At 47.1% G+C, this 11,409-nt stretch carries 17 protein-coding genes; 3 read left to right on the top strand and 14 right to left on the bottom strand.

Going from position 1 to position 11,409, the window contains the following annotated elements:
• From A2517_RS03685 to folD, 12 genes are all read right to left on the bottom strand, one after another.
• Positions 1-444: GTPase (locus A2517_RS03685; RefSeq protein WP_294894252.1), on the bottom strand; the 444-nt coding region annotated here is incomplete at its 3' end.
• 100 nt (positions 445-544) lie between these two features.
• On the bottom strand, positions 545-868 hold the full coding sequence (locus A2517_RS03680) for a type II toxin-antitoxin system RelE/ParE family toxin (RefSeq protein WP_294894250.1): 324 nt from the start codon (positions 866-868) through the stop codon (positions 545-547).
• Complete coding sequence (locus A2517_RS03675) at positions 868-1,137, bottom strand: type II toxin-antitoxin system Phd/YefM family antitoxin (RefSeq protein ID WP_294894248.1); 270 nt, start codon at positions 1,135-1,137, stop codon at positions 868-870. Before A2517_RS03675 ends, A2517_RS03680 begins: the two co-directional genes overlap by 1 nt.
• Before the next feature lie 88 nt (positions 1,138-1,225).
• A complete protein-coding gene (locus tag A2517_RS03670; protein ID WP_294894246.1) occupies positions 1,226-2,662 on the bottom strand; it encodes a leucyl aminopeptidase in 1,437 nt (478 codons plus the stop codon).
• A complete protein-coding gene (locus A2517_RS03665; protein WP_294894244.1) occupies positions 2,643-3,236 on the bottom strand; it encodes a DedA family protein in 594 nt (197 codons plus the stop codon). The genes A2517_RS03670 and A2517_RS03665 overlap by 20 nt, the downstream gene beginning before the upstream one ends.
• Positions 3,237-3,244: 8 nt before the next feature.
• Positions 3,245-4,444 carry a tryptophan synthase subunit beta gene (gene trpB / locus A2517_RS03660; RefSeq protein ID WP_294894242.1) on the bottom strand — a complete coding sequence of 400 codons (1,200 nt, stop codon included), beginning with the start codon at positions 4,442-4,444 and terminating at the stop codon, positions 3,245-3,247.
• Entirely contained in the window at positions 4,444-4,992 is a 549-nt protein-coding gene (locus A2517_RS03655) for an adenine phosphoribosyltransferase (protein ID WP_294894240.1), read from the bottom strand. The genes trpB and A2517_RS03655 overlap by 1 nt, the downstream gene beginning before the upstream one ends.
• A 15-nt stretch (positions 4,993-5,007) precedes the next feature.
• On the bottom strand, positions 5,008-5,340 hold the full coding sequence (locus A2517_RS03650) for a hypothetical protein (RefSeq protein ID WP_294894237.1): 333 nt from the start codon (positions 5,338-5,340) through the stop codon (positions 5,008-5,010).
• 3 nt (positions 5,341-5,343) lie between these two features.
• On the bottom strand, positions 5,344-5,781 hold the full coding sequence (rpiB, locus tag A2517_RS03645; protein ID WP_294894236.1) for a ribose 5-phosphate isomerase B: 438 nt from the start codon (positions 5,779-5,781) through the stop codon (positions 5,344-5,346).
• An 8-nt stretch (positions 5,782-5,789) separates the two neighbouring features.
• Positions 5,790-6,473: a site-2 protease family protein gene (locus A2517_RS03640; protein WP_294894254.1), complete on the bottom strand. Its 684-nt coding sequence runs from the start codon at positions 6,471-6,473 to the stop codon at positions 5,790-5,792.
• A complete protein-coding gene (lepB, locus tag A2517_RS03635; RefSeq protein ID WP_294894234.1) occupies positions 6,454-7,272 on the bottom strand; it encodes a signal peptidase I in 819 nt (272 codons plus the stop codon). The genes A2517_RS03640 and lepB overlap by 20 nt, the downstream gene beginning before the upstream one ends.
• 3 nt (positions 7,273-7,275) lie before the next feature.
• Entirely contained in the window at positions 7,276-8,133 is an 858-nt protein-coding gene (gene folD / locus A2517_RS03630) for a bifunctional methylenetetrahydrofolate dehydrogenase/methenyltetrahydrofolate cyclohydrolase FolD (protein WP_294894232.1), read from the bottom strand.
• A 68-nt stretch (positions 8,134-8,201) separates the two neighbouring features.
• Between folD and A2517_RS03625 the strand changes: the two genes are divergently transcribed.
• A complete protein-coding gene (locus A2517_RS03625) occupies positions 8,202-8,564 on the top strand; it encodes a cytochrome c (RefSeq protein WP_294894230.1) in 363 nt (120 codons plus the stop codon).
• Positions 8,533-9,471 (top strand): aldolase/citrate lyase family protein, encoded by a 939-nt coding sequence (locus A2517_RS03620; RefSeq protein ID WP_294894228.1) that lies wholly within the window; start codon positions 8,533-8,535, stop codon positions 9,469-9,471. The genes A2517_RS03625 and A2517_RS03620 overlap by 32 nt, the downstream gene beginning before the upstream one ends.
• Here A2517_RS03620 and A2517_RS03615 read toward each other — a convergent pair.
• Both A2517_RS03615 and A2517_RS03610 read right to left on the bottom strand, forming a co-directional pair.
• Positions 9,458-10,114, bottom strand: a complete 657-nt coding sequence (locus tag A2517_RS03615; RefSeq protein ID WP_294894226.1) for an energy transducer TonB — start codon at positions 10,112-10,114, stop codon at positions 9,458-9,460. The genes A2517_RS03620 and A2517_RS03615 overlap by 14 nt on opposite strands.
• Before the next feature lie 13 nt (positions 10,115-10,127).
• Entirely contained in the window at positions 10,128-10,979 is an 852-nt protein-coding gene (locus A2517_RS03610) for an energy transducer TonB (RefSeq protein ID WP_294894224.1), read from the bottom strand.
• A gap of 28 nt (positions 10,980-11,007) precedes the next feature.
• Between A2517_RS03610 and A2517_RS03605 the strand changes: the two genes are divergently transcribed.
• On the top strand, positions 11,008-11,409 hold a 402-nt coding region (locus tag A2517_RS03605), incomplete at its 3' end, for a nitrogen fixation protein NifQ (protein ID WP_294894222.1).

Raw genomic sequence — 11,409 nt, 5'->3', positions numbered from 1 at the left:
GAGTCGTTCGATACGGTTTGTCAACACTTCGATATCGGCGAAGATAAGTTCATTTTCGATGATTTCAACGTCGAGAAGAGGATCGATACGCCCCTCGGTGTGAACGATGTTATCATCTTCGAAACAACGGACGATTTGGAGGATTACTTCGGTTTCACGGATGTTCGAGAGGAATTTGTTCCCCAATCCTTCACCTTTGCTGGCTCCCTTGACAAGACCGGCGATGTCGACGAAATCGAGAGTCGAGTATTGGATACGTTCAGGATTGACGATTTTCGCGAGTTCATTCAAACGGATATCAGGAACCGGAACGGTCGCTTTGTTCGGCTCGATCGTACAGAACGGATAGTTTGCCGCTTCGGCGTTTTGTGCTTTGGTAAGTGCATTAAAAGTGGTTGATTTCCCGACGTTTGGTAATCCTACGAGTCCGATTGATAAGCCCATTGAGTGTTTCCTTATAGTGTTTCGATGCGTAAAGTATTAGTGCAATTATACAGCAGGGTTGTTGAGTGGGGACTGAGGGGAGGGGCAAGAAATTTAATGATTATCGTCTGATTAAACGTTGAAATAAAATATCTTCCATATTTTGTCTGCTATCAAACAGTGCCGTCACAAAAACTCGATGGGCATCAATTTTGTAGATTAGTCTCCATCTCTCTATAATGAGTTCCCTATAGGTAAAGAGACCGATATCGGAAAGTTCAGGGACAACTCTTCCTCTTTCGGGAAATCGGTTGAGACTCTCAGAACGTTCTCGGATGGTGTGGAAAATAGTACGGGCATTTTGAGGAGACTCTTGATAAATGTGTTCTACGAGTGTGGAGAGATCATTTTGTGCCGCATCTGTCCAAAAAACACTGAAGTTCATTAGGCTAATTTTTTCTCAATTTTTTCAAAAAAGCTCTCTTGGGATTCGAAGCGATTGTTTTTAATATCCTCTTCACTTTGTGCCATGAGTTTTAAGAGTGCTAAGGCATTCTGCATCTTTTGGTAGCTTTCAATGTCTTGGATTACCGCTTTAGCTTCACCGTTTTGGGTGATGATAAGGGGACGATGAGAATCATTGACATAGGAAAGTGCATCGGCAGTTTTGGATTTGAGATAGCTGATAGGGCGAATATCGGTCGCTAAATTCATAGTCAATCCTTTGTTAATAGTGAAATATGGTACTAAATTAAGACTTAATTTAGACTTCAGTATTTTACTATTGACAATTGCCTTAGTATTATTTACACTGCTCCATCAACCAATTTAGTGTCATGCGCACTCCCGCGCCCGTACCGCCATAGGTATGAACATCCCAAGCGCTCTCGGTGTAGGCGGAGCCTGCGATGTCGAAGTGTACCCATTTCTCTTTCATATCCTCATCGATGAAGTTATCGAGGAACAATGCGGCGGTGATCGCTCCGCCGTAAGGTTTGGAGGAGACGTTACAGACATCGGCAAGGTCGCTTTTGATCAGTTTTTTGAGGTGGCGGTTGAACGGTAAAATACCGCAGTATTCACCGCTCGCGTCTGCCGCACTCAGCCACTCTTGTTTGAGTGACTCATTATGCCCCATAACCCCTGTCGTATACGGCCCGAGAGCAACCATACACGCACCTGTTAGAGTAGCGTAGTCGAAGAGGTAATCGGCTTTGACGTACTCTTGTGCATAGCCGAGTACATCGGCGAGGACGAGGCGACCTTCGGCATCGGTATTGCGTACTTCGATCGTTTTGCCGTTTTTAGCACGGAGAACGTCATCGGGTTTGTAGGCGTTGCCGCTGATCATGTTCTCGACCGCGCCGACAAAGGCGTGGACTTCGATGTCGAGGTTTAGCTCGCTCACCGCTTTGATGATCCCCATAACGGCACATCCGCCCGCTTTGTCCATCTTCATTGTTACCATCGAGGTGGCTGCTTTGAGGCTTAATCCGCCGCTGTCATAGGTGAGACCCTTTCCGACTAGGGTGATGACACGTTTCGGATTTTCGGGTTTGTAGGCGAGGTGAATCAGACGGGGAGGGTGGGCTGAACCGCGTCCGACGGAGAGCATAGCAAACATTTTTTCCTCTTCGAGACCGTTGACATCGAGGATGGTACATTCGAGATTATTGTTTTGTGCCAGAGTATCTGCAGTGATAGCCATCTGCTGCGGTGTCATATCATCCGGCGTTTGATTGACTAAACTGCGTACGAAGTTGGTCGCTTTGGCAATGATCGTCGTTTGTGTGAGGATCGCTTCCAATTCATCAATTGCATTAACACTGCCGTCATGATTTTCATTGCTGAAGATAACGTCTGTGAGAGAAGAGGGCTTAGGCTCCGATTTATAGGCTTCAAATCGGTAGCTCCCCAGTAATGCCCCCTCGATGAGTGCTTTAAAATATTTCGGTGTGTATTGTGCAACTTTTAGGGAGCTATAGCCGTAGTTCATTGCAGTTCGGATGGCTGCGGCCATAGCAGATCGGTACAGTTCATTGCTCGCGTTGTTGTCAATACCGCACACCAGAAGACGGTGCTCATGCAAAGCGCAGAGCTGTTCAAGGTCGGCTTTAAACCCCGCTTGGCTCAAGAGTGAACGGTGAGGGTGTGCTTCGAGCTGTGCAGGTGTTACAAATTCTAATGTCAGGTCGGCACTTATATGGGTAAGAGGTTGATTAACGATTTTGACGTTCACGGCGTTTCTCCAAAAGATTTTTTTCAATACGGTTAAACATAAAACTGATACCGCCAACAATGCTGAGGGCTAAAGGTATAGCGAAGTACCAGTGCGCTTTGATCCATGCGAGCAGTTTAAGTAACTCATCTCCGAAATAATAGGCGGGGATAATGGTGAGTGCAGCCCAAAAAATTGCACTGACAAAGTTGATAATGGCAAAATCACGAGAGGAGTATTTGGTCAGTCCTATCGCCATAGGGATAACCGTGCGCATTCCGTACATATAACGCTGTACGAAAATAAGGGGCCAGCCGTATTTTTTGAGCAACAAGTGCGCAATGGCAAATTTACGTCGTTGCGAACGAAGTTTATCGTGGATGTAGCTTTTGTTAAAGCGTCCGATATAAAAATAGATTTGATCCCCGACAAATCCGCCGAGCGCTCCTACAACAATCGCGAGTGGTAGAAACATATCTCCCGTATGGGACATAATCCCTGCCATGACAAGACCAAGCTCACCCTCTAGAATACTCCATCCAAAAAGGACGATGTAGCCGTACTCTCTCAACCATTCAATAAATAAATGCTCCACACGCGCCCTTAGTTGTCAAAATTTAATATTTGTTTTGCCTGCATCATATCCTTGTCACCGCGGCCGGAGAGGTTAACGATGATGAGTTTCTCTTTGATATCGGTCATTTTTTTCAAGTACGCGACGGCATGTGCCGTTTCAAAGGCGGGGATAATCCCCTCCGCACGGCTGAGCCATACGAAAGCGTCTAAGGCTTCTTGGTCGGTAATGTTGTCATAGGTGACGTTATCGTTATCTTTATGGAAAGCGTGTTCCGGTCCGATACCCGGATAATCAAGCCCAGCTGAAATTGAGTGGGCTTCGAGAATCTGACCGTCGTCGTCTTGGAGGAGATAGCTCATTTGACCGTGCAATACCCCCGGACGTCCTTTGAGGAGGGAACATCCGTGCTTATCGGTCTCGACCCCAAGTCCTCCCGCTTCGATTCCAATACAGCGTACCTCTTTATCTTCGAGGAAATGTTGAAACGTTCCGATAGCATTAGAGCCGCCGCCGATGCAGGCGATGACGTAATCGGGGAGGCGGTTCTCTTTTTCCAAGATTTGAGCACGCGCTTCACATCCGATGATCGCCTGAAAATCGCGTACCATCATAGGGTAGGGGTGAGGCCCTGCAACGGTACCGATAATGTAGAACGTATCGCGCGCATGGGTGACCCAGTGGCGGATCGCGTCGTTCATCGCGTCTTTGAGAGTTTTAGAGCCGCTTTCCACAGCGTGAACTTTGGCTCCGAGAAGTTTCATTCGAAAAACATTGAGTTCTTGTCGTGCGACATCTTTCGCACCCATAAAGATTTCACATTCCAATCCCAATAATGCTGCGATGGTTGCGGTTGCAACACCGTGCTGTCCCGCACCCGTTTCGGCGATCACTTTTTTCTTGCCCAAACGTTTTGCCATAAGCCCTTGTGCGATGACGTTGTTGACTTTATGGGCACCCGTATGGTTCAAGTCTTCACGTTTGAGATAGATTTTGGCACCCAGCTCTTTTGATAGATTAGCGGCATAATACAGTGGGCTGGGACGACCGACGTAATCGGTGAGATACCCGTCCACTTCGCTCCAAAATGCTTTATCAAAACGGATCTCTTTGTAAGCTTCTTCAAGCTCCAAGAGGGCGGGCATAAGGGTTTCAGGGACATAACGCCCGCCGAAGATACCGAAGTGCCCCTCAACGGGATCAAATTTGGAAGGGGATGGGATATACATTAATCGACTCCAATCACGGTATAAACTTCAACCATCTCACGCAATTTTGCCTGTCCGCTCAGGAAATCAAGACCCATTACAAAACACGCTTCAATACACTCGGCACCCACTTTATTAATAAGGTTCGCCGCCGCATACGCAGTTCCCCCCGTCGCGATCAAATCATCGATCAACAAGACACGAGGCTTTTCAACCCCATTGAAAGCATCAATGTGGATTTCTACTTCATCCACACCGTATTCAAGGGAGTATTTCTCCGAGACGGTGGTGTAGGGGAGTTTCCCTTTTTTGCGGATGGGAACGAAGCCGACGCCGAGCATTTGTGCCAATGCGGCACCGAAAATGAAACCTCTTGCATCGATCCCGGCAATGTGCGTCAGGTCATACGAGGCGTAGCGATCATGCAAATGGCGCATCAAAACACCGAATGCTTCACCGTCTGAGAGGAGGGTGGTAATATCTTTAAAAACGATTCCCGGTTTCGGAAAATCGGGGATATCCCGAATCGCATTGATTAAAATAGCTCTGTCGTTTATACTGAGATTCATAAAGGTTTCCTTTTCTTAAATAAGTGCGTCGATACGCCCTTCAAGCTCTTTGATTTTATTTTGGAGGCGGTCGGTTTCGGAACGGTGTTTCGAGTTACGCTGTTTGAGTGACTTGACTTCATTACGGAGATTGTTCAGCTCTTCACTGAGAATGTCGACATTCCCCAGTGCACGTTGGAGTTGAATCTGATATTTTCGGATCAGTACTTCAGCCTCTTTGAGGGTCAGCTTCATCATTTCACTGGTTCGCTGTTCTTTAACGGTAATACTGCGGAAATAGAACATTTTGACGAGAAAGAAAAGTGCCCCAAGTGTAACGATGGTGAGTAATGACCACTCTAAAAACATACCTTATCCTTTGATCGCCTCTAATTTTTCGACACGGCCGCAATGACGACCCCCTTCGAATACACCAGCAATCCATGCATCGAGGATCGATTCGGCAACCCCTTGACCCACGATACGCTCACCGTAGCAGAGGACGTTGGCATCGTTATGGGCGCGTGCGACGGTTGCCGTATAGGCATCGTGGCACAGTGCGGCGCGAATACCGTGATGTCGGTTGGCCGCAATCGACATCCCGATCCCTGAACCGCAAATCAAAATTCCATGGGAAGCAGTGTCTTTGAGGACATTTTCACACACTTTGATCGCATAATCGGGATAATCGACACGATCTTTGGAAAAAGGTCCCAAATCGATCACTTCATGTCCCTTTGAACGGAGGAGTTCGACGGTAAAATCTTTCAAATCGATTCCGGCGTGATCGGTGGCAATGTAAAATTTCATAACTCTCCTTAGTTCAATAATAAATTTAAGACGCTCTGGATCGGCCAGATAACCAACGGAATTTTAAGGGGTGTAACCAATATGATGATGATAACAATCATTCCATAAGGTTCGGCTTTAGCGAAAAATTCGGCAACGGCACGTATTTTATATTTCAGCGCAAGGTACGTGATGAAATGGGCGCCGTCAAATCCCGGAATAGGGAGGAGATTGAATACTGCTAGGACGACATTGACCAATAGAAGTTTCATAATAAGCAGATAGCCGAAAAGATAGGCGATTCCGTCCGCTTCACTCGGCTGTGGCAGAGAGAGGAGAATGACGGAAGATAGGGTAGCTAAAAAAATATTATACGCAATCCCCGCCAAACTCACCTGCATTGCCGCATTGTAGCCGCCGTTGCGAATCACCGTGTGGGTATTGACCGGAACCGGCTTTGCCCATCCGAATAAAAAGCCGCTGGAAGCGCCGAGGAGCATAGGGATGAAGTAAGTCATCAAAGGGACGAGGATTGAGCCGAAGGGATCAATATGGATGAGGGGGTTAATACTTAGACGACCTTGGTGTTTTGCAGTCGTGTCACCGTATTTGTAAGCAACCCAACCGTGCATAATCTCATGGCCGATGATGGCAATGAGAAGCGCGAGTATCGCCGCAGCGATTTCGAGTGAATCAATAAAGCTCAAGGTCATTGGCATCTTCGCGGATACGTTCAGCTATGGCGCGCTCAAGAGGCTCTTGCAGTTCTAAATCACTCGGTGTTTTTCCGATACGATCCCAGCGTACTTCATAATTGCTGTCCATACTGAAATAGACAAACCACGGTGTCCCCTCGATGAGGCCATAAGGGACACTTCCCCAAAAACGGCTGTCATTGGAGTGGTCTCGGTTATCACCCATCATAAAGTATTCACCCTCAGGGACTTGGATCGGAGCGACATTGAAAAGCTCGCTCGGGAAGATGCCGTTATCGACCATTTTCTCATCGTTGTGGATTCCCGGATGCTCTTTGGCATACGGATTTTTGACCCACAATTTCCCCTCAACCTCTACGAGTTCATATCCGGCAAACGCTTTTTTAGCGTACTCGTCCCCTTCTCGCGGGTGGAGGTAGAGGACTTTGTCCTGTAAAAAGAGCTCATCCCCCGGCAACGCAACGCAGCGCTTGACATAGTGAAGCTGTGTGTTGTTCGGATAGCGGAAGATGACGATGTCTCCGCGCGCAGGCTCATCACCGTCTATGATATGACCGTCGGTTCCCGGAATCAGAGGAATTTCAAGAAACGGGATGTGGGGAGTAGAAATTCCATACGCAAATTTTTTGGCAAAGAGATGATCGCCGACGAGGAGTGAATCTTTCATCGATCCGCTGGGGATACGAAATGCCTGAGCAATGAAGAAAATGACAAACAAAACGATGATGATGGTTCCCGTCCATGTATTGGAAAAACGGTAGGCACTGTGGGCGGCATTAAATATTTTTTTCTTCAAAGGTTATCTCTCTTCTTCTGCGTGAATTTTGGCGGCTTTAAGGGTGTTAGAGAGGAGCATCGCTATGGTCATCGGCCCGACACCTCCCGGTACAGGGGTGATGTAGGATGTTTTAGGGGCAACGGCATCATAATCGACGTCACCGACAAGGCGACCATCGGGTGCACGGTTGATTCCGATATCGATGACGATAGCACCTTCTTTGACCATATCTTCTTTGATCAGATTAATGACTCCCGCACCGACGAGGACAATGTCGGCACTCAGGGTGTGTTTTTTCAAATCATCGGTGAAAATGTGGCAAATTTCAACCGTAGCATTGGCATTGAGTAGTAAAGCCGCCATCGGTTTTCCGACGATATTGGATGCCCCGACGACACAGCAGTTTTTTCCCTTAGGATCGATATTGTATTCAGCCAATAGTTCCATTACTCCCAAAGGAGTACACGGGACGAATCCGTCCAATCCTGTTGTGAGACGCCCGACATTGTAAGGGTGGAACCCGTCAACGTCTTTGGTCGGGGCGACTATTTCGAGGATTTTGGTGGTGTCGATATGAGACGGCAGGGGAAGCTGAATCAAAATACCGTCAATGTTGGGATTGGTGTTCATCATTTCGATCGTTTTAACGATTGCATCTTGGGAAATATCATCGGGCATTTCGTGGGTAACGGAGTAAAATCCGGCACGGTCACACGCTTTTTTCTTCATTCCGACGTAGGCTTGGCTCGCTGGATCATGTCCCACCAAAATCACCGCCAAACCGGGAACTCTTCCTGTTGATACTTTGAGTTCTTTAGCTCCGAGAGAGACTTTTTCTTCGATTTTTTGTGCGAGCGCTTTACCGTCAAGAATTTGCATTTAATCACCGTCAAATTGTTTTTGGGTATGATACCGCTAAAAGACTAATAATTGGTTAAAGGGATCAGGTGCGCGGGGTTTTTCTACTATTTTTGACATTTACACTCTCTCACGCAGAGTCGTTTATTACGAAAGAAGAGTATGCCGCAGGACTGTACCATAACCCTCGCGGAGTCGGGTGTCATTTGTGTCACGGTGAAGAGGGTGAGGGGAAACTGATCGCCCGCTATCGTGAGAAAGGTGAGAAGAAGATTTTCGCCGGCAAACCGATCAATAAACTTCCGTTTCGAGAATTTTACGAAAAAATAAACAGCCGTATCGTCGGAATGCCTCGCTATTATCTCACCGATACCGAAATCCAGACCCTTTATTATTATCTCCACAGAGACGAGTTTAAACGTGCCGCTCAGCAACCCCGAAAAACTCAATAATCTTATTACTTCAGGCGATATCACATCGCTTAAAGCATTGGCATTGCCCGTAAAACGGCATCTAAATCGTTCGTTGTCGTTTCGATCCGCTATGATGATCTCTACCCATAACCTCAAACACCTCTCTAAAATTCCATTCCTTGATGCGGAGTGTGTGATGCTGAACCTCGAAGACGGTGTCAGTGCGGAACAAAAGCCGTTTGCCTTGGCGCTGTGTGCGATGGCATTGGCCTCCAACCCTGAGAGTGATAAAAAACTGGTTGTTCGGGTTAATCCTCTTGATGAGGGAGGGGCTGATGAGATCCTCTTTCTCAACCCTTTTATGCCTGATGCGATTCGTGTCCCTAAAATCCGCTCGGTTGAGGATGTTCGCCGTATTTTGACCTTGGTGGATGACAATATAGAGATACACCTCTCCATCGAGACGAAAGAGGGATGGTTAGCCCTTTCTCATCTCTCTATCGATCCGCGAATCACGGTCTATTATCTCGGTGTCCTTGATCTTTTCGCTGATCTTGGGCTATCTCAGAGCCTTTTACTCCCCGATAACCCTACCGTCCACTATATGCTCTCCCATTTTTTAATGACCTCTCGTGCATGCGGTGTCAAACCCGTTTCGTTTGTCTATCAAGATTATAAAAACCATGACGGACTGCGCAACTGGCTGGAGTTGGAGAAGATGATGGGATTTGATGCCAAAGGGTGCATCGCTCCCGCTCAGGTCGAATTGATCCATGAGATTTTCGGTCACGGGGAAGCGGAGATAGCGCGGTGCCGTGAGATTGTTAGACTCTTTGAAGAACACATCACGCGCGGGATTAGCGGATTTGTCGATGAGCGGTATGGGTTTATTGACGAGCCGATTTATAAGGGTGCGTTGGCGGTGTTGAACTCTACTTCACGATAATATAAACCCGTATCCGCACCCGTGTCGGTTGTTCGGGTTTCGGATATTTGGGATGGGCGAGGTTGATGGTTTGCAAGGTCAGTTCATCAAGCGCCGTTCCTATACGGTTTTTTTCTAACGTCAAATCGCTAATACTTCCATCTGGGTTGAGGATGAACTCAACGACGTTATTGTCCATCGGATCGACATCGGATCGGTCACGAAGTAACCGAGTGCCGACCACTTCATTGATCTTTCGGATTTTTTGAAGATTATCGATGATGTAGTGCTGTTCTCCCGCGGAGAGCTCAAAAAATTGATTACCGTAGTGGTGGAGAACGGAATAGGGGAGGCTCTCACGGTCGGCTTCGGTGATACGTTTGAGTTCGATGTCAGGTGCGGGGTGCTGCTCTTGTGTAAGCGGGATCGGTGCATCCGCTTTTTTCGCCTTAGAAACGACACTGCTCTGAGGCGAAGCGGATGGAGGGGTAATTTTCTCCGTTATATCGGTCTCTTCATTTACGGTGATGCCGAAACGCTTCTCTTTGTAAAAAGGTTTATCTTCAGTCTCTTCAGGGGAAATTCCATACCAAACCAAAACAAGTATCACTGAATGAATCAAGAGTGCGATGAGGAGTGAGAGGAGAGATGGATTCGGTTTCATCTAGGATAGCGGTTTAATAACCGGTAAGGTTATACCATACCCGATAGCGAATCAGTGTTTTTTGCTGAGGTCGGGGATATTTGGAATAGGCGAGTTCGATTACCTCTTTGGTCGTATCATCCAAAATAGCGAGATTGCTGTTTTTGAGAAAGCGTATGTCCGAAATGCTTCCATCAGGGAGGAGATAAAACTCGATCATATTGGTGTCGTTTGTCCGAATGCTATCGGGGATGCGGCTTCGTCCGTAGCGATCCAAGACCCCTTGGGTGATACGGCGCATGACCTCTTGGTTATCGAGGATATATTTTTGCTCCCCCTCGGAGAGTTCATTGAACTTATCACCATAAAGACGTTGAATAGAATCGGCGATTTTGGTAGAACTTCGGGTCGGTCGATCCTGTGCGGAGGGGTCAGCTTTTGAGAGGCTGTCATGGAGACTGAACTCTTTTTTCGTTAGGGGTTTTCGCTCTATCTCGGCAACCGGCTTGGCTACGTGGCGTTCGAATGCTTTTCTGGGTTCTGGGATCGGCTCAGGGGTGGGTGGAGTCGGTTTAACTTCAGGTGTCAGTGATTTGGGCTTTTGCGGTTTCGGCAGAGGCTGAGCATCTTTGATCATCTGCTCTCCCCGCGGAATCGAACGGTTTGGAGTCACTTTGGGAATCTCGTTTTTAACGATAGCCTCTTTTGTAATATTCGGGCGCTCTTTCATCGAGAGTCTGAAACGCTCTTCTTTCGGCTCACTCATTTCTTCGGGAGGCGGGAGCGGTTTAAACTGGTCTAATAAAATAAGCAATAGTAGGATGATGAGGTGAACCAAAGCGGCGATTATAAATGCGTAAAGGGAAAAAGATTTGGTTCGTTTCATAACCGCGCATTCTACCTAGATTTTCCTAATGAAAGAAGTATTTCACGTAAAAAAGTGGGTGTATAAACAGCGTGCACGAAAATTGCATTATCTTTTTAAACCGTCCAAGGAAAAGGCCATGAGCGACCTAGATACTTTATGCCGTGAGATAGAAGATTATCTGAAAAAATATGCGATAGATGATGAAGCACGATATGTGATCGCACCGCATATCGCTAAAAAATCGTTGGAGATGAACCATCTCTATCAGGATTTGGGCTTTAAAAGCCGCGTACAGATGGGAGCCTATATGGCTAAGCATTTTCCCCGCCTAGCCCAGCTTAAACCCAAAGATAAACTCTGGAAAAAATTTCTCTACGATGCCATCGGTAAAGTCGCCCCCGCGTGTGCGACGTGTAATGATCAAGAGCACTGCTTTACCTGTTTGATC

It is taken from the genome of Sulfuricurvum sp. RIFOXYD12_FULL_44_77 (assembly GCF_001830725.1).
GTDB lineage: Bacteria > Campylobacterota > Campylobacteria > Campylobacterales > Sulfurimonadaceae > Sulfuricurvum > Sulfuricurvum kujiense_A.
Note: the sequence above shows the minus strand (reverse complement) of the source record. Positions and strands in the feature narration are given on the sequence as shown.

Bases quoted from the DNA above. Each gene is read 5' to 3' on its own strand.
- A2517_RS03680 (WP_294894250.1), bottom strand. From the start codon at position 868: ATGAACTTCAGTGTTTTTTGGACAGATGCGGCACAAAATGATCTCTCC.
- A2517_RS03675 (WP_294894248.1), bottom strand. From the start codon at position 1,137: ATGAATTTAGCGACCGATATTCGCCCTATCAGCTATCTCAAATCCAAA.
- trpB (WP_294894242.1), bottom strand. From the start codon at position 4,444: ATGTATATCCCATCCCCTTCCAAATTTGATCCCGTTGAGGGGCACTTC.
- A2517_RS03655 (WP_294894240.1), bottom strand. From the start codon at position 4,992: ATGAATCTCAGTATAAACGACAGAGCTATTTTAATCAATGCGATTCGG.
- A2517_RS03650 (WP_294894237.1), bottom strand. From the start codon at position 5,340: ATGTTTTTAGAGTGGTCATTACTCACCATCGTTACACTTGGGGCACTT.
- rpiB (WP_294894236.1), bottom strand. From the start codon at position 5,781: ATGAAATTTTACATTGCCACCGATCACGCCGGAATCGATTTGAAAGAT.
- A2517_RS03640 (WP_294894254.1), bottom strand. From the start codon at position 6,473: ATGACCTTGAGCTTTATTGATTCACTCGAAATCGCTGCGGCGATACTC.
- folD (WP_294894232.1), bottom strand. From the start codon at position 8,133: ATGCAAATTCTTGACGGTAAAGCGCTCGCACAAAAAATCGAAGAAAAA.
- A2517_RS03615 (WP_294894226.1), bottom strand. From the start codon at position 10,114: ATGAAACCGAATCCATCTCTCCTCTCACTCCTCATCGCACTCTTGATT.
- A2517_RS03610 (WP_294894224.1), bottom strand. From the start codon at position 10,979: ATGAAACGAACCAAATCTTTTTCCCTTTACGCATTTATAATCGCCGCT.